This is a genomic window from Enterobacter sp. SA187, assembly GCF_001888805.2.
In the GTDB taxonomy this organism is placed as follows: Bacteria; Pseudomonadota; Gammaproteobacteria; order Enterobacterales; family Enterobacteriaceae; genus Enterobacter_D.
Genome location: NZ_CP019113.1, coordinates 1,534,721 through 1,552,786, shown reverse-complemented (window position 1 = coordinate 1,552,786; position 18,066 = coordinate 1,534,721). Strand labels below are relative to the sequence as shown.

General features: G+C 57.7%; 15 protein-coding genes. 6 read left to right on the top strand and 9 right to left on the bottom strand.

Translation table 11 applies throughout. The features are described from left to right. The first annotated feature begins 172 nt into the window (after nucleotides 1–172). The 3 genes from BMF08_RS07430 to BMF08_RS07420 all read left to right on the top strand — a co-directional run bounded on the left by BMF08_RS07430 (nucleotide 173) and on the right by BMF08_RS07420 (nucleotide 4,548). Entirely contained in the window at nucleotides 173–2,845 is a 2,673-nt protein-coding gene (locus tag BMF08_RS07430) for an autotransporter family protein (protein ID WP_072570228.1), read from the top strand. Between the two features lie 97 nt (nucleotides 2,846–2,942). Next, nucleotides 2,943–3,557, top strand: a complete 615-nt coding sequence (locus BMF08_RS07425) for a DUF2238 domain-containing protein (protein WP_072570227.1) — start codon at nucleotides 2,943–2,945, stop codon at nucleotides 3,555–3,557. Between the two features lie 37 nt (nucleotides 3,558–3,594). After that, on the top strand, nucleotides 3,595–4,548 hold the full coding sequence (locus BMF08_RS07420; RefSeq protein WP_072570226.1) for a nickel/cobalt transporter: 954 nt from the start codon (nucleotides 3,595–3,597) through the stop codon (nucleotides 4,546–4,548). A 38-nt stretch (nucleotides 4,549–4,586) separates the two neighbouring features. Here BMF08_RS07420 and proP read toward each other — a convergent pair whose 3' ends face one another. Next, a complete protein-coding gene (gene proP, locus BMF08_RS07415) occupies nucleotides 4,587–6,089 on the bottom strand; it encodes a glycine betaine/L-proline transporter ProP (RefSeq protein ID WP_072570225.1) in 1,503 nt (500 codons plus the stop codon). 620 nt (nucleotides 6,090–6,709) lie between these two features. On the opposite strand from proP, the gene kdgT reads away from it, so the two are divergent. Further along, the gene (gene kdgT, locus BMF08_RS07410) at nucleotides 6,710–7,714 is read left to right on the top strand and encodes a 2-keto-3-deoxygluconate transporter (RefSeq protein ID WP_072570224.1); all 1,005 of its coding nucleotides are present in this window, start codon (nucleotides 6,710–6,712) and stop codon (nucleotides 7,712–7,714) included. Between the two features lie 35 nt (nucleotides 7,715–7,749). Here kdgT and BMF08_RS07405 read toward each other — a convergent pair whose 3' ends face one another. Continuing rightward, entirely contained in the window at nucleotides 7,750–8,634 is an 885-nt protein-coding gene (locus BMF08_RS07405; RefSeq protein WP_072570223.1) for a diguanylate cyclase regulator RdcB family protein, read from the bottom strand. Next, the gene (crfC, locus tag BMF08_RS07400; RefSeq protein WP_072570222.1) at nucleotides 8,631–10,970 is read right to left on the bottom strand and encodes a clamp-binding protein CrfC; all 2,340 of its coding nucleotides are present in this window, start codon (nucleotides 10,968–10,970) and stop codon (nucleotides 8,631–8,633) included. The genes BMF08_RS07405 and crfC overlap by 4 nt, the downstream gene beginning before the upstream one ends. Nucleotides 10,971–11,569: 599 nt before the next feature. Between crfC and BMF08_RS07395 the strand changes: the two genes are divergently transcribed. Continuing rightward, nucleotides 11,570–11,905 carry a zinc ribbon domain-containing protein YjdM gene (locus BMF08_RS07395; RefSeq protein ID WP_072570221.1) on the top strand — a complete coding sequence of 112 codons (336 nt, stop codon included), beginning with the start codon at nucleotides 11,570–11,572 and terminating at the stop codon, nucleotides 11,903–11,905. A gap of 132 nt (nucleotides 11,906–12,037) precedes the next feature. Further along, nucleotides 12,038–12,619 (top strand): phosphonate C-P lyase system protein PhnH, encoded by a 582-nt coding sequence (gene phnH / locus BMF08_RS07390; protein ID WP_072570220.1) that lies wholly within the window; start codon nucleotides 12,038–12,040, stop codon nucleotides 12,617–12,619. Here the strand turns inward: phnH and nikR are convergent, their stop codons facing one another. Genes nikR through nikA form a run of 6 tightly spaced genes read right to left on the bottom strand, consistent with a single transcriptional unit; the run spans nucleotide 12,620 to nucleotide 17,927 of the window. Beyond that, a complete protein-coding gene (gene nikR, locus BMF08_RS07385) occupies nucleotides 12,620–13,015 on the bottom strand; it encodes a nickel-responsive transcriptional regulator NikR (RefSeq protein WP_072570219.1) in 396 nt (131 codons plus the stop codon). 14 nt (nucleotides 13,016–13,029) lie between these two features. Next, nucleotides 13,030–13,815 (bottom strand): nickel import ATP-binding protein NikE, encoded by a 786-nt coding sequence (gene nikE / locus BMF08_RS07380; RefSeq protein WP_072570218.1) that lies wholly within the window; start codon nucleotides 13,813–13,815, stop codon nucleotides 13,030–13,032. Further along, a complete protein-coding gene (gene nikD / locus BMF08_RS07375; protein WP_072570217.1) occupies nucleotides 13,812–14,576 on the bottom strand; it encodes a nickel import ATP-binding protein NikD in 765 nt (254 codons plus the stop codon). Before nikD ends, nikE begins: the two co-directional genes overlap by 4 nt. After that, a complete protein-coding gene (nikC, locus tag BMF08_RS07370; protein ID WP_072570216.1) occupies nucleotides 14,573–15,409 on the bottom strand; it encodes a nickel ABC transporter permease subunit NikC in 837 nt (278 codons plus the stop codon). The genes nikD and nikC overlap by 4 nt, the downstream gene beginning before the upstream one ends. Beyond that, nucleotides 15,406–16,350 carry a nickel ABC transporter permease subunit NikB gene (nikB, locus tag BMF08_RS07365; RefSeq protein ID WP_072570802.1) on the bottom strand — a complete coding sequence of 315 codons (945 nt, stop codon included), beginning with the start codon at nucleotides 16,348–16,350 and terminating at the stop codon, nucleotides 15,406–15,408. Before nikB ends, nikC begins: the two co-directional genes overlap by 4 nt. After that, nucleotides 16,350–17,927: a nickel ABC transporter substrate-binding protein gene (nikA, locus tag BMF08_RS07360; protein WP_083580977.1), complete on the bottom strand. Its 1,578-nt coding sequence runs from the start codon at nucleotides 17,925–17,927 to the stop codon at nucleotides 16,350–16,352. Before nikA ends, nikB begins: the two co-directional genes overlap by 1 nt. Nucleotides 17,928–18,066: the final 139 nt, after the last annotated feature.

Below are 18,066 nucleotides of genomic sequence, written 5' to 3'. Positions count from 1 at the left end.
AGTTAAATATTAAAGTACGCCTTAATTCCGCCGATAAATCATTAAGCACCGCTTATTGTTTTGTTAGCCATTAAGTGGGTGTTCTGCGCCGGAGACAAATTCAGATTAGTCTGAACAGTGTTACTACCCGCACATACTTTTTACAAACAGCGCGACATCGCAATGGTACATCATGAATAAATTACGTATCTGCCAGCAAGGATCTTTGCTGGTTGCTTTAACCTCCGCGCAAGGACTGCTGGCACCACACGCACTCGCTATATCGAGTGATTACACCATTAATACCCCACAGTCCGATGTGCAGATCGCCAACGCTTACGATCGGGTCATTATTACCGATCAGGGTTCTGCCACCGCTCCCCCCAGCGGCTCCGCGCTTCATGTCATGCAGGGTATATCCGTTAATACGCTGAATAACGACGGTAGCATCAGCGCTGATAATGCGAATATGTATACGCAGTCTAACGGTATCTGGAATGAAGGCACTATCGGCACCCTGAATAACACCGGCACCATTACCTATACAGGTAATAATAACGCTGGTAATAATGCTGCGGTCTACAATACGGGTGAGATCGGTACCTTTAATAACGAGGGTACAATTAAGAGTGCCTATATAGGGATCCGCAATGACGGCCTTATTAACACGCTGACTAATAACAGTAAAATTAGCGGCTCCCTTGTCGGGTTATATAACCGGAATAATGCCGCTATTAACAATAACGCAGGCAGCGTGATCATTAACAACGGTCTGATCAGCGGTGCCTACGGGATCTACAGTTACAATTATCTGAATAACACCAGCACCCTGAATCTGGTAAACAACGGCACTATTACCGGCACAACCTATGCAATTCATGCCTCCGGTAATAATGGCTCCGCCATGGTGCTGGCCAACAGCGGCACGATCAAAGGCACGTTACGCTCCGATAACGGCGCGTCGCTGGAAATTATCGGCGGTAGTAATAATAACGTGGGCGTACTGACCGGCACCAACGGCATCGGTAAGATCCAGAGCGCCAGCGATGTCTTCTTCCGCTCCGGCTCGCTGCTGCTGAATGATAACATCAACACGCCAGGCACTGTGGTGAACGACGCAGCCAGTCTGCAGGTGAACACCCCGCTGAATATCACTGGTAATTACCATCAGAATGCCACTGGCGCGCTGATCCTTGGCGTGGCTGATAATGCGATCGCGACCGGCGATAAAGCTGCCGACACCAGCTATGGCCGTCTGGTTGTCAGCGGCGCGGCTACCGTTGATGCTGGCTCCAGCGTCTCCCTCGCGCGTACCGGCAACACCTATCAGTTTGCGGCGGGTCAGCGTTATGTGGTGATCGACGCGAACAGCGCTAACACAAACTACAACGCCGGGACACTGAACTATAAAGCCGCAGGCTATGACGGCCTCGTGACAGGTTCCACCGTCACCGATAATACGAACAGTGCGCTGGTGGTAACCCTGGAAAAACCACCGGTCGTGGTTACACCGCCTGAAGTAAGCGTGCCTGTCGAGACGCCGGTGGTGGTCACGCCGCCTGTGGTCATCACCCCGGTGGAAACAACGCCTGTTGTCACGACACCCGCCGAAAAACCGCCGGTCGTTACCGTGCCGGAAGTGACCACCCCGGTCGTCACTACCCCGGTATTGCCGCCTGTGGTGGTGACTCCGCCGGTGACTGCTCCTGCTGAACCGCAGCCTGCTGAGCCAGTACGGGCAACCACGCCTAACGCCACGGCGTCGCTGGGTGGTCTGGCGAATTACTCCGGTATCTCTCCGCAGCTGCTTGAGCTTTACAACGCCTCGCTGGCCATTGACGGCGAGCAGGAAGCGAACCGCGTCGGCGAACGTCTGTCCACCGGGCAGAGCATCAGCGCCAGCACGGCAACCGGCGTGGCGAACTCCACGGCGATGTCGGTGGTGGGCAATCATATGGATACCGTGCGTAATCCGCAGACGGCGGGCGCCAGCGGGGTATCCACCGGTGATGACTACAGCAACTGGATCGTCTGGGGCCAGCCGTTCGGCGGTTATGCCCGTCAGGACACCACCGACGACGTCAGCGGCTACAGCGCGAAATTCGGCGGCCTGATCCTCGGTGCCGATCGCGCGCTGGGCGACGACTGGCGCGTGGGTGCAGCGATGAACTACAGCAACACCTCGGTGCACGGCAAAAACAACCTGAGCGGCAACACCTCAACCGCTGACAACTACGGCGTGATTGGTTATGCGGCTTACACCGGCAATCCGTGGTTCCTGAATCTGTCTGCGGCAGTGAACCGTCAGAACTATGACTCGGTGCGTCGTGCTGATTTCACCGGCTTCTCCGGCACGGCGAAGGGCAAATTCAACGGTCAATCCGTCACGCTGCAAAGCGAATTCGGTTATCCGCTGACGTTGCCTGCGCAGGTCGTGGTCACGCCGCTGGCTGCACTGGCTTACAGCTATCAGCATGTTGATGGCTATAAGGAAAGCGGTGGCAACGGCATGGCGCTGGACGTTGATGCCTCGCACTCCCAGTCCGTAATCAGCGATATCGGCGTCCGCGTGCAGAAAACCGTGGATACCCCGCTGGGCGCGCTGACGCCGTTTGCGCAGATCTCCTGGATCCACCAGTACGATAACCGTCGCATGAGCAATAATGCGTCCTACGTGGCCGATACCCTGGGCGAAACCCAGTTCACCACCAAAGGCGCGTCGCCGGTGAAAGATATGGCGGGACTGGCAGTGGGCACCACGCTGTACAGCGCCAATGATCTGACCATCGACGCCCGTTACGATGTTCAGGCCAGCGATACTTACCAGGCGCACACCTTCAGCCTGCGTTTAAACAAATCGTTCTGATTTAATTCCACGGGGCCGGTAACGGCCCCTGTTATTTTCAGGTTGTCTCCGCGGCCGTTCCGGTCAATAGTTAAGGTTTTCATCCGGATGAAAACCCATGCCATCCTCTCTGTTAAAAGTCGCAGCCCTGCTGCTGGCGCTGATTGTTGTCTACACCGGTATTTACGCTGGCGATAAAATTACCTGGCTGATGGAAGTCACGCCGGTGCTGATCCTCATTCCCCTGCTGTGGGCCACCCACGCGCGCTATCCCCTCACCCCCTTGCTGTATACGCTGATTTTTTTCCACGCCATTATTCTGATGGTCGGCGGTATGTATACCTACGCGAAAGTGCCGATTGGCTTTGATGTGCAGGCGTGGCTCGGGCTTGACCGCAACCCCTATGACAAACTCGGCCACTTTTTCCAGGGGCTGGTGCCGGCGCTGGCAGCGCGGGAGATCCTGGTGCGCGGTGCCTTTGTGCGCGGGCGGAAAATGCTCGGCTTTGTGGTGTGCTGTATTGCGCTGGCGATCAGCGCCATGTATGAGCTGATCGAGTGGTGGGCGGCACTGGCGATGGGCCAGGGCGCGGACGATTTCCTCGGCACCCAGGGCGATCCCTGGGATACCCAGTCAGACATGTTCTGCGCGCTGCTGGGTGCGCTGACCACGGTGCTGCTGCTGGCGCGTTACCATCAGCGGCAGTTATCCCGTTACCTTAACGCGGCCTAACCTCTATACTCTGGTCATCATTTCCCGACGGGCATTTATGATGACTCCAGCACTGACCCGCTCATGGCGGCTCCCCGGCGCGATAACCTGCACCCTTATCGCGCTGGCGGCTCTTCTGCTGTTGCACCACCACTGGGGCGCTTTTTTGCAGTGGTGCCTGAGCACGCAGATCACGCTGCACCGTTATCTGGTGATGTATCTGCTGCAACTCAATAATCATCAGCTGAGCGGCGGCCTGTGGCTGCTGGTCGGCGCGTTCTTTTACGGCGTGCTGCACGCCATCGGGCCGGGGCACGGCAAATTTATCGTTACCACCTGGCTCGGCACTAATCAGGAAAGCCCGCTGGCGGCGCGGCTGATCCCGTTTTTCGGTAGCCTGTTGCAGGGCGTCAGCGCCATTGCCTTTGTCTTTATCCTCGCCGTTGGCTTTAACCTGGCGTCGGGGGATCTGAGCCAAAGCCGCTGGTACGTCGAAAAAAGCAGCGCGCTGCTGATCGGCGGCTTCGGCTGCTATGTGATCTATCAGGCCGCCAGAAGCCTCCCCACGCGCGGACTGCGTATCCATCGCATGAAACCGCTTCACACAGGACACGCGCCGGACTGCGGCTGTGGTCATCATCATGGCGTGGGCTTAGCCACCAGCGGCGACTGGAAAACGCGCGCGGGCGTGATGCTCTCTATCGGCGCGCGCCCGTGCAGCGGGGCGATCATGATTTTGCTGTTTTCGAATGCGCTGGGCATGGTCAGCTGGGGCATGGCAGCGGTGATGACCATGTCGCTCGGCACCGGTCTTTCGATCATCGGCCTGTCGCTGGCGGTACGCTATGCCCGCAACCGTACGGCGGCGCTGTTTGGCGGGCAGCGCCAGACATGGATTGTTCCGGCGCTGAAAATCGCCGGGGGGATGGCGATAATCCTCTTTGCCTCAGTGCTGTTTTTAACGGTAATACCGGTGAGCGCGAACGGGGATTTTATTGCGGCGGGATGTTAACCCTCTCCCATGGGGAGAGGGCCGGGGTGAGGGGAAGATTACTCGTCAATACGCGGGTGCTGCTGCACCAGACGGGTACGCTTCTCCTGCAGTTCAGCGATCTCCTGATCAATATCTTCGATTTTCTGCTCGATATTGTCGTGATGCTCACGCAGGATCTCACGGGCTTCCTGAATGTCCGACGCCGCCGGGGTTGCGCCGCGCAGCGGGCGGTTCGCCGTCTCTTTCATGGTAATACCGGTAATCAAACCAATCACCGCCACCACCATCAGGTAATAGGCAGGCATCATCAGGTTCTCTGAGCTTTCCACCAGCCAGGCGGCCAGGGTTGGCGTCAGACCGGCAATCAGCACCGAGATATTAAAGGCGCTCGCCAGCGCGCTGAAACGGATATGCGTCGGGAACATCGCCGGTAAGGAGGAGGCCATCACGCCGGTGAAGCAGTTCAGGATCACCGCCAGCATCAGCAGCCCGGCAAAAATCAGGCCGATGATATTACTGTTGATCATAATGAACGCCGGAATAGCCAGCGAGAACAGCGCCACGCTGCCCAGAATGATAAACGGGCGGCGGCCAAAACGGTCGCTCAGCAGGCCCATCACCGGCTGCACAAACAGCATCCCGATCATGATGGCGATGATAATCAGTACGCCATGATCTTCGGAATAGTGCAGGTTATGGGACAGGTAGCTTGGCATGTAGGTCAGCAACATGTAATAGGTCACGTTGGTGGAGATCACCAGACCAATACAGGTCAGCAGGCTGCGCCAGTGTTTGGTGGCAATCTCTTTGAACGAGACTTTCGGCCCGTCCTGCAACCCTTCGCGATCGCCCTGCTCCAGCTTATCCACATGCTGCTGGAACGCCGGGGTCTCTTCCAGCGCATGACGCAGATAAAGACCAATCAGACCCAGCGGCAGCGCCAGGAAGAACGGCAGACGCCAGCCCCAGTCAAGGAAGTTCTCTTCACCGACGACGGTGGAAATCAGCACCACCACGCCCGCGCCCAGCACGAAACCGGCAATGGAGCCGAAATCCAGCCAGCTGCCCATAAAGCCGCGCTTACGGTCAGGAGAGTACTCCGCCACGAAGATTGACGCCCCGGTGTATTCGCCGCCAACCGAGAACCCCTGCGCCATTTTACACAGCAACAGCAGGATCGGCGCCCAGATGCCTATAGAGGCATAAGAGGGGATCAGACCAATACAGAAGGTACTGACGGACATGATGACAATCGTCATGGCGAGTATTTTCTGACGGCCATACTTATCGCCTAACATGCCGAAGAACAATCCGCCCAACGGACGAATAAGGAAAGGTACAGAGAAGGTCGCCAGCGCAGCGATCATCTGCACGCTGGGGTTAGCATCCGGGAAGAAGACCTTACCGAGCGCATAAGCAACAAATCCATAAACACCGAAATCAAACCACTCCATCGCATTACCGAGCGATGCGGCGGTGATTGCTTTGCGAAGTTTCCCATCATCAATAATGGTCACATCGCGCAGCGTGATTGGCTTTACTTTTTTCCTTTTTAACATTCTTTATCCTCATGGACTTTGCCCTGAACGCACAGCCGACGGAAGCGTAAAAACTCTCGTCATTACACTACACAGTTAATGGTTGCCGGGTGATTGCGTTCTTTAATATCAAGCGTAGCAGGTTTGGTTACGTAAGCTGGTTAAAGTCTGGACAGCCAAACCTGTTGACGCCTGTTCGGGCAGTTAATGACCTCTTTACCCTAACAGGGTTTAAAACCGTGATCAACTTCACACATATTTACCCACCGCTGACAAAACCCTCATTTTTATGGGAATAAGGTGATCCTCAAACGAATCGCTAACCCGGTCAAAAACACCTTATTTTTACAACTCATTTACAGGCTTTTTAATATCTGGAGCCTTTAAGAAACTTTACGTGAAATATGTGATCCAGATAACTAAAACACTGTTTCGTTTTCATTGAATCAATATTCCGATGACTGCATCATAGCGCCAGGCACACTTAAAGAGGAAAGCACTGGCGGCACCTGTCGGCATATAACGCGATCCCCGCGATGAGATAAACGCAACTCATCAGCGAACTATCTGATTGATTTTATTAATTTTACATTTTTTAGCTTTTATCGCGCGCATGGCGCGGTGAAGCGTGAGGATCTTCAATGAAAATCAAGGCCACGATCGAACGCATCCCCGGCGGGATGATGCTGGTTCCCCTGCTTCTTGGGGCAATTCTAAATACCCTGGCACCGGATACCGGCGCTTATTTTGGTTCCTTCACGAAAGGAATGATCACCGGTACGGTGCCTATTCTGGCAGTGTGGTTCTTTTGTATTGGCGCCTCCATTGATTTACGCGCTACCGGCACGGTACTGCGTAAATCCGGTACGCTGGTGATCACTAAAATTGCCGTGGCATGGATAGTGGCAATGATTGCCGCCACCTTTATTCCGGAAACCGGAATTCAGGCGGGCTTCTTTGCCGGGCTGTCGGTGCTGGCTATTGTCTCTGCCATGGATATGACCAACGGCGGCCTGTACGCCAGCCTGATGAACCAGTACGGCACCAAAGAAGAGTCTGGCGCCTTCGTTCTGATGTCGCTGGAATCCGGCCCGCTGATGACCATGGTGATCCTCGGATCCGCCGGTCTGGCCTCCTTCGAACCGCATCACTTTATCGGCGCGGTCCTGCCGTTCCTGATTGGTTTTGCGCTGGGCAACCTTGATCACGATTTCCGCGCATTCTTCAGCAAAGCGACGCCGGTGCTGATCCCGTTCTTCGGTTTCGCGCTGGGGAATACCATCAACCTGAATGTGATCTTGAATACCGGTCTGCTGGGGATCTTCCTGGGCGTGGCGGTCATCATCATTACCGGTATCCCGCTGATCCTGGCGGACCGCTGGATTGGCGGTGGTAACGGTACGGCGGGCGTGGCAGCGTCATCGGCGGCAGGCGCGGCGGTGGCAAACCCGGTGATTATCGCGCAGATTAACCCGGCCTTCGAACCGGTAGCCGCATCAGCTACGGCGCTGGTGGCAGCCAGTGTGATTGTGACGGCGATTCTGGTGCCCATCATTACCGCGCTCTATGCGAAGCGCTATGGCAACCCGCAACAATCGCCTGCGGCGGTTGAACAAGAGAAAGCGACAGAGTCGCTGCATCACTGACAGACTATTTCCCCTCTCGCCTGGCGGGAGGGGAATTACACGCCCTCGCTAAAGACTTCCTCCACCAGCGCCGTCGCCAGACGCGTCGCAGAACAGAGCCGCGGCATACCCAGCGCCACCGTTTGCCAGCTTTGCGTCACTGACCAGCACACCGGATGACGATCGACATCGCACCAGTCCCCCAACCAGCCCAGCAGATCTTTATTATCCATCAGGCCCGGCGTGGCGGGTGTGGTTAACCATTGATGATAGAAATGGCGGGTGGCCGGTGACGCCCCTATCCCCTGCGCCATAAAATCGGCGGCCATAATGCGCAGATTGTCTTTCAACAGGCTGGACACTTCCGGCCGGGTTAAGCGGCAGGCATCGCCAAACGCGCCCCAGCGCAGCTCTTCCAGCGCGATAAAACAGCGTCCGGCCAGCGACCAGCCATCGTATTTCCCGGCGCGCCAGCGGGTAAAAATCTGCTCGCTGTGCAGTCCGGCCTGCACCATCAGCCCGCGCTGGGTCAGGGCTTTCTCTTTCGAGGCGGCGCGCAGACTGAAATGCGCCAGCATATCGTCATACTGTTTTTGCAGCGCGGCAGACAGCCCGGGGCGACGTTCACTGTTCTGCTGCAACATCGTCAGGCGCTGCGTGATACGCGCCAGCGCCAGCTGACCCGGATCGAACATGCTGGCGAGTTTTTCCACCAGCCCGAGACGCAGCGCATCGTTTTCATGATACATGCCGGACATCGCCCACGGACGCAGCTGCGTCTGGGTCATTATCTCCTGCGTCAGCCGTTCGCGAAACGCCTGTTGCTGGGGCACGATTTGCGTCTGCCGGGGGGCATCAATGCCCTGCACCAGATCGACAATAAATTTTGGCTGGATGCACTCCAGCGTCTGCCCGGGTCCGTCGAGAAGTCGGTTTTTCATGGTTGATCTGCCGCAAACAGGGTTTGAATATCATCGCGCAGCAACCGGGCATCTTCGTGGATCCAGTTGGCAGTGGTGATGCATTGCCGGAGATGCTGACGCAGCGCCGCCGCCGTCGATTCATTCTGCTGACGAATCGCCAGGCTGTCACGCAGGCTTTCCTGTAACCCCGACAAACTGTGCGAAAACTCGGCGAAAAAGGTCGCCATCCCCGCCGTTACGGACACATCAACCTGCGCCGCCAGCGCCTTACGGATCTGCGCGCAAAAATGCGCGACGTGATTAATCAGGTTCTGGTGCAGCGAGGTCACGTCGATAACGTAACGGGTACGGGTGACGACATAATCATTCCAGCCCCAGCCCGGATTGTTCAGCCAGCGCGACATGCTGTCCCGCACGCCGCTGACGCGCGACTGCCCGGCAGGAATATCTTCGGCGGCGATGGCATCCACAAACAGTTGCCGCGTATTGAAGTTCAGCGTGCTGGCCTGAAACGCCGGTAAGCTGATGCGCGCGCGAAAACCGGCGTGGCTCAGCTCTTCCTTTATACGGGTTTCAATCGGGCGCATCGCATCCTGTAACGACCGGGTCAGGGTGTACTCCAGCTGATCGAAACGCTGCGCCAGTTCCCGGCTGATGCGATCCTGCGCGCCCAGCAAAATCACCTCGCAGGCGGAGCGGATTTTACTCAGCGCCACCTGCGCCTGGCTTTCATCCTCCAGCACCAGTTTACCGACGCCAAACTCCTCGTCAGCGTTAATAAGCGTGGCCTCTTCCGGTCGCTCGCTGTGGGTAAAATAGTGGTCGATCTCGCTGATAATGGTCGCCTGCTCGCCATTGATAAAGCGATCGGCGGCAGCCAGCGCATCTTCCACTTCATGATTCACTTCGTCGCTGACCCGCTCCTGGCAGGCGTGCAGCAGACGGGTATCCTCTTCCAGCCGGGCGATATTCTGCTCCAGATTTTCCAGCGCCACCGTCAGCCCCTGATAGCGAAAATCCAGATACTCGCGGGCGCTCTGGGCATAATTGAGCAGTTTGTGCGAAGCGGATCGCAGCGCATACAGCGAGGCATTGGCATGGGCGGCGTGCAGCAGTTTCTGGATCGGCTGCTCAAACAGCGAGTCTTCCCACAGCAATTCGGCGGCATGCTGAATATGCGCGCTGTCATCCAGATCGGTCAGCCGCCAGCGGCGGCCCAGGGCGGCTTCGGCAAAGTCCTGCACCCAGCGCTGTTCTTCAGGATCGGGCAGTTTACCGCTACGCAGCAGCTCGTGCCGGGCACGGTTTGCCAGATAACCCCACATGGAGGAGACCGGGAAAATCTGCGTCGGCGTGATATGCCCTTTCATTAAAGTACCGGCGATCAGCGTGCGCACCTGATCGGCATCGTCACTGTTGCGATCCTTCTGGTCGAACTTATTCACCAGCGCAAACAGCGGCACCGACTTGCCGACGGCGGCAATCGCCTCGCGGACTTCTTCATCGGAAATCGACTTCAACTGGGTGTAATCCATCACCGCCAGTACCGCCGAGGCGCGCGCCAGCTGCTCTTTCAGCATCTGCTGCAAATGCGGCTGGCCGGCTTCATTCGGCCCGGGGGTATCAAGCAGCGTCAACTGCCCCATGTTTTTTTCCAGCCCGGCGAGATGCACAAACTCCACCTCAATAACCGGAATATGCTCCAGCGCCGTATAAGAAGAAAACGGGAAATCGACGTCCAGCGCTTTCGACAGGCGCACCAGATCGTTGAGGCTTTTCAGGCAGTGAAAGATCGGCTGCGCGCCCAGATAGTGCTTATCAAAAGCATCGCCCTGACGAATACGATCCAGCAGCGTCTGCATGTCCTTATCAATTTCCAGCTTCTGCGCCAGTTTCTCGCGATCGAAGCCAAACAGTCGCATCTGCAACTGTTGGGTCAGGGTATCGATAGGGCCGACGTGGGAAAAATGCAGCACCGGCTCTTTTTGCCCCGGCGTATGACGGATCAGGGTTGGCAGCGCGGTCATCGGACGGTTGCGGTTAGGCAGCACTTCCGTGCCGACGATGGCGTTAATGGTGGTGGATTTCCCCGCCTTCATGGTACCGACGATAGCGAGCACCATCTCCAGACGGGTAATTTTGCGTAGTTCGTTACTCAGCGTCGCCTGCTGGGCGTCAATTCCACGCGCGCTGAAATGCAAAGGATGAACATTGGAGGCGTTGTTTATATCGGTAATCAACGCATCATCAAGCTTTGCTACCGGCATCGTTTGTAATGAATGAAGATTATGCAGGGAAAGCTGCAACAACCTTTCGGCTTCCTGGCTCAATTCAAATATTGTCTGTGTGTGCATGATAAAAGTCTTTCCTTAACGCAAATTTTTATAACTTTTATTTAGCCGAGCGGTTTGTTTAATGTAGTGTCGGCTTTTTTAATTACGCGTGGAAAAATATCTGAAAAAAGATAACTACCTGACGTGACTCAATAAAAAATTCTAAATTATGATGCAGTTCAGCGAGTTACTTTGCTCATGTCAGAAACAAAAGCAACAGCGCGTAGACTAATTTTAAGAGTTACCAGGATATATCTTCATTTATTTACCCACCCAAATTGAGAGGTAAGTCGCCGACTTCGGCAGGAGACAGAGCTGGTGCCGAGAGCTGCTTTTTAATAACACTGGATGCGTGATCTCACCATATATGAATTGGTTCAGAGTGGCAATTTCCACCGAAAAATATTGAAAATTAGCGCTCATTCATGCATCAGAATACCTCACCTGTTAAGCATGGCTTAACTGCCTGACAGGGTGTGTCACGTCGATCACTTTTAGTGAAAAAAGAATAGCACCGACAACAGTAAGGATTTGGTGTACAATCTTCGACCTTTTTGGCAGCCTGCCATTTTTCGGTGGACGGACTTCCACCCCCATTAGCCTTTTATTGAGGAATGATTATGCAACTCCCCCACTGCCCGAAATGCAATTCTGAATACACTTACGAAGACAACGGCATGTACATCTGCCCGGAATGCGCGAACGAGTGGAACGACGCCAGCGCGTCGGAAGACAGCGACACGCTGATCGTCAAAGATGCCAATGGCAATCTGCTGGCCGACGGCGACAGCGTGACGGTCGTTAAGGATCTGAAAGTGAAAGGCAGCTCTTCAATGCTGAAAATCGGCACCAAAGTGAAGAACATCCGCCTGGTGGAAGGCGATCATAATATCGACTGCAAAATCGACGGCTTTGGCCCGATGAAGCTGAAATCCGAATTTGTGAAAAAGAACTGATCGTCCGGGTGGGCACATAACGTTCCCGCCCCTGCCTTTCCCCTGCCAGCTTCACTATTCCGTCATCTCTGCTTAACGCAAACGTCATACTTCCTTGCCACTCTGGCTCTCATCTTCACTATGGAGCCCTCCATGCATTCCATGACCACCATGAATAATAACGTGCAGGACGCGCAGCACAGTTTTCGTCGTCTGTTAAAAGCCATGAGCGAGCCGGGGGTAATTGTTGCCCTGCACCAGTTAAAACACGGCTGGCAGCCACTCAATCTGGCGACCTCCAGCGTACTGCTGACGCTGGCCGATAAAAACATGCCGGTGTGGCTGTCGAATCCGCTGCATAACGATTTTGTGATCCAGAATCTGCGCCTGCACACCCGCGCAGCGCTGGTGAATGAGCCACATTTCGCCACCCTTGCGCTGGCCGATGATACGCTCAGCGCCGCCGAACTGGACGCCCTTTTCGCTGCCGCCGCCGCGCAGCCTGGCCCTGTCACGCTGATCGTGCAGGTTTCCGGCTTAAGCGGTGGTCGTATGCTGCGCCTGACCGGGCCTGGTATTCATGAGGAGCGCATGATCGCGCCGCAACTGCCGCACTGCATCGTTCATGCTCTTGCCGACCGCCTGCACGCCTTCCCGCTGGGCATTGATCTGCTGCTCACCCACGGCGAACGTCTGCTGGCGCTGCCGCGTGATACGCATATTGAGATGTATTAATCAGTCAGGAATGCACTGCAAATGGCCGTGATGCACGCCGCGCTGGGAGATGATTTCGTCGGCGTAGTGCTGAATATCGTGCAGATTGCCTTTGAGGATCGCCACTTCCAGACAGTCGTCATGGCTGACGTGAACGTGCAGCGTCGACACCGACAGATCGTGGTGCTGATGCTGGGCCGCCACCAGCCGCGATGACAGCTCGCGGGTTTCATGTTCATAGACATAGCTCAGCACCGCATAGCCGTGCTGATCGGCCTCTGTCGCCGCTTCTTCCGCCAGCGATTGCCGCACAATATCCCGCAGGGCTTCTGAACGGCTCTGGTAGCCGCGTTTATCGCTCAGACGATCGAGCGTTGCCAGTAAATCATCATCAATGGTGATGGTGATGCGCTGCATACAATTCCCTTCTGTTAGCGTACCGGAAAAGCGGGCAATACCGCCTGCTGTAAGGCGATCCCGGCAGGCGTTGCAAAGCACAGCTGCGCATCCACCGGGCGGGTTTCGATAATGTGGCCGTTGTCCATCACCATCACCCGCTGACAGAAGCGCTTCACCAGCCGCAGATCGTGGGTAATAAACAGAAAGCCGATATTCAGCTGCGCCTGGAGCTGCTTCAGCAGCGCCACGATGTGCGCCTGGAGTACCAGATCGAGGTTGGACACCGCCTCGTCCAGCACCAGTAATTTCGGCCGTACCGCCAGCGCGCGCGCCAGGCATACGCGCTGTAGTTGCCCGCCGCTGAGCTGCGACGGCAGTTTGCTCATGAACGCATCGTCCAGTTCCACGCTGGTGAGCGTCGTAAGAATACGCTCCTGCTGTTCCGCTGCCGACAGGCTGGTCAGGTGGCGCAGCGGTTCGGCAATAATTTCCGCTACGGTTTTACGTGGATTCACCGCGCTCAGCGCGTCCTGGAACACCATCTGCACATCCTGGCGAAAGCGCTGTGCGTCGGCGCGCGCCAGGCGGTGAATATTCTGCCCCTGATAGCGCACCTCGCCGCGCTGCGGTTTTTCCAGCCCGGCGATCAGCCGCGCCAGCGTGCTTTTACCGCAGCCGCTGCGTCCGAGCAGCGCCAGGGTTTCGCCCGCGCGGATGTCAAAAGAAATGTCTTCCAGCACGGCTTTTTGCTGCCCGCGCCGGAACAACCCTGACGAGGTGTAGCCGTGGGAAACCTGGTGGATGGCGATCAGCGTCATTGCGGCAACGCCTCGCCATACAGCGCCAGATGCGCGCTCACCAGCCGCCGTGAAAGCGGATGCTGCGGGCGATAAAAGAGATCGTCCACCGTGCCCTGCTCCACAATCCGCCCCTGCTCCATCACCGCCACCTCATCGGCCAGCCGCGCCACCACGCCCATATCGTGCGTCACCAGCAGCATTCCCGGCGCGCGGGTTTTCATGACATCCGCCAGCACATCGAGGATACGCGCCTGCGCCACCGCGTCGAGATCGGTGGTCGGCTCATCGGCAAACATAAAGGGCGCATCGCCGAGCAGCGCCAGCGCGATCATCACCCGCTGCAACATGCCGCCGCTCATCTCAAAGGGATAAAGTGACAGTACGCGCGCGGCCTGCTCCAGCCCGACATCCGCCAGCCGTGCCAGCAGCAGGGCATCGCTGCCGTTTTTACCCAGCGCCTGACAGGTTTCCCTGGCGTGATCGCGGATGGTGCGCAGCGGATTAAAGGCGCTGCGCGGGTTTTGCATCACGCAGGATACCCGCCTGCCGCGCAGTTCATGGGCCGCCGCCACTCTGCCGTCGAGCAACACCTGCCCGCCGGTGCGCCGCACGCCCGGCGGCAGTTCGCCCAGCGCGCCGTTGCAGGTCAGCGATTTGCCGCAGCCGCTGTTACCCACCAGCGCCAGTACGCGCCCCCGGCGCAGGGTCAGCGAGACGTTATCCACCAGGCACGTACCGGCAGCATAAAAGGAAAACCCGTCGAGGGTCAGCGTGTTCATGAATGGCTCTCCTGCAAAGCCCTGCCGGGATCGAGGTGGTCGCGCAGCGCGTCGCCCACCAGGTTAAAACTCATCACGCTGATAAACAGCGCCAGCCCCGGCCAGAACATTTGCAGCGGCTGCGTCCAGATATACTGTCGCGCGTCGTTGATCATGATCCCCCACTCCGGCGTCGGGGCGGTGACGCCCAGCCCGAGAAAAGACATCCCCGCGATATGCAGCATCATGTGGCCGGTATCCAGCGTGGCGAGGATCAGCAGCGACGGCAGCACCGCGCCGCTGATGTGCTCAATAAAAATCCGCACCCGGCTGGCCCCGGCGAGACGCGCGGCCAGCACAAACTCCCGCTGGCGCAGCGACAGCACCATGCTGCGCACCATGCGCGCGTACCAGGCCCAGTGCGACAGGGCGATGGCGATGATCACGTTGGTGATGCCGGTGCCGAGGATCGCCACGAGGAAAAACGACAGGATCGAGGTGGGAAAGGTCATAAACAGATCGGCGACGCGCATGACCAGCTGATCGGTGCGCCCGCCGAGCAACCCTGCCGCGCCGCCCGCGATCATACCGATGGTCAGCACCAGCAGCAGACAGAGCAGCACTGCGCCAAGGGAGATACGCGTGGCCGCCAGCAGACGGCTGAAGATATCGCGTCCCAGGTGATCGGTGCCCAGCCAGTGCTGGCTGTCCGGCGCTGACAGGCGCTCCGGCAGATTAAGAGCCAGCGGATCGAACGGCAGCCACCACTGGCTGGTCAGCGCCACCATAAACAGCAGAGCGATGATCAAAAGCGCCATGCGCACCGGCCAGCGGGCAAGAAAAACCGTGTTCATGCGTGCTGTCCCTCGTGGCTGCGCACGCGCGGATCCAGCGCGGCGCTGATCATATCCACCAGCAGATTGCCGATCACAAAGACGGTCACCATCAGCAGGGTAAAGCACTGGATCACCGGATAGTCGCGGTTAAAAATGGCGGAGACGGCGTAACGGCCGACGCCCGGCCAGGCGAAAATACTTTCGACGATCAGCGTGCCGCCGATCAGCTCGCCGATGTGCATTCCCAGCGCGGTGACCAGCGGAACGGCAGCGTTTTTCAGCACATGGTGGCGCTCGGTTTGCGCCGCCGTTAAGCCCCGCAGCCGCGCCCATGTCACATGCCGCTGCCCTGCCACTTCCAGCATACTGGTGCGCAGCAGACGGGCGTTGATCGAAAGGGACATAAAGGCAATGGAAACCGCCGGCAGGATCATGTAGCGCCAGCCGCCGTAACCCATCGCCGGCAGCCAGTTCAGCTTCACGGAAAAGAGCATCACCAGCAGAAACGCCAGCCAGAAATTGGGCATTGAGACGCCGAGGAAAGCGATCACGCGCACGATATGATCCGGCAGGCGGTTGGGATAACGCGCCGCCCAGACGCCGAGCGGCACGGAGATCGCCAGGATCAGCACCAGCGCCAGTCCCGCCAGTTGCAGGGTGGCGGGCAGAAAATGCAGCAGATCGTCGAGCACCGGACGCCCTGTGGCATAAGAGACGCCGAAATCCAGCCGCGCGGCGCGCATCAGCCAGTGCCAGTACTGCACCGGCAGCGGCGCGTTAAGCCCGAGCATCTCCCGCGTGGCGGCCAGCACCTCCGCCGTCGGCGGCACGCCGGAAAGGCGTAAATAGTCCATCGCCGGATCGCCGACGCCCAGATGCAGCATCAAAAACACCAGCAGCGACGCGGCGAGCAGGATCGGGATCAGCAGCAGCAAACGACGTAGTGCCCAGTTCAGCATCATGGCTGCGCCACCGGATTGAGCTGTTCGAAGGGGATCTCTGACGCCATCGGCGCGAAGGGGATGGCTCCCAGTTCAGGCCGCGATACCGCCATCACCGAGACATAGCTGAGCGGCAGATAGACCGCTTCCTGATGCAGCCGGGTGAGGATGTCTTTATATAAGGCCTGGCGGGCGGTTTCATCCTGCTGCGTCAGCACCTGGCCGATTTCCTGGTCGATGAGCGCCTTATCCGGCAACCCCAGCTGCGCCTGGTAATCCGCATGGGATGGCACGCGCATGGAACTGATAAAGGCGTGGGGATCGTAAGGCGCGCCCCAGGTGCGGTTGAAAATCATGCCGAAGCGACCGTCCCGCTGGCGGGCGTAGATACTGCTCTCTTCTTCGCCGATAAGCTGAATATCGACGCCGATTTTGCGCAAATCTGCCTGAATAATCTCCGCCATCGCCTTGCTCTCGGCATCGGTACCGGTAAAGGCCAGTTCAATGCGCAGCGGCTGGCCGTTTTTCTCGCGGATAGCGTTACCGGCAGGCAGCACCCAGCCAGCTTTTTCGAGCAGGGCGCGGGCCTGCGCCGGATCGTAGCCGCGCGGTTTAAGCCCGATATTCGCATAGGGCACCGACGGGGCGAACAGCGTGTCCGCCAGCTGCTGCGTGTCGTAGAGCGCGGCGGCGATCATGGTTTTTTTATCCACCGCATAATTAAGGGCTTCGCGCACCGCCAGCTCATTGGTGGGGGCAAGCCGGGTATTGAGCGCCAGCATCACCGTTTCTACCGGCGCGGAAAGTTGCGTGTGGTACGCCGGGTTCTGGCTAAAGCGCGCGAAGGTATCGAGGGGTAGCAGCCCTTCGCTGCCGTACAGCAGATCCACCTCCCCGGTTTCAAAGGCAATGGCGCGGCTGGTGGGATCGGGGATCACATTAACCCTCACCCTGCCGATCGCCGGTTGTTTTCCCCAGTAATGCGGGTTGCGCACGAAGACATCATCCTGATTCAGGCGCGACGAGTGCAACATCCACGGCCCGGTGCCGACCGGCGCTTTAATGCCGTTTTTCGTGCCGCCATCGACAAACTGCGACGGGGCGATAAAGCGGAACGGCCGCGGCAGCGCCAGCTCCTGTAAAAACGGGTAGTAGGCGCTTTTCAGCGTAATTTGCAGCTTTTGCGGACCGAGCGCTTTGACATCGGTGATTTGGTTCACCAGTTCCAGCCAGCTATGGCGGGCGCGGTTAGCCAGCACGGCGCGGAAATTCGCCGCGGCGGCGTCGGCGTTGAAAGGTTCGCCATTGGAAAAAGTGACCTTTTCGCGCAGGGTGAAGATCCAGGTTTTCCCGTCGGCGGAGTGCGTCCAGCCGGTAGCCAGCCACGGCTCCACCCTGCCGCCCGCCGCGTATTTCACCAGCGGTTCATACACCATGCTCTGCGCAAACATCTGGTTGGGGGTGTAAAGATGCGGGTTGAGCGGGCCAACGTTGACCGGCCAGGCGGTGGTGAGCGTCGTCGGGTCAGTCTGTGAGAAGGCGACAGCGGAAAAACAGAGCAGTACGCCAGTGATGATCGAGCGGAGTGTGAACACGACAGGGAACCTGTGCAGGAAAAGTATGATGATTATAAGAATTGATCACACTGAAATGTTGATGTGGCGCAAGTGAGGGGCGATTGCGCCGGGTGGCGCTGCGCTTACCCGGCCTACAGCTCTTCCCCGACGTTCGACA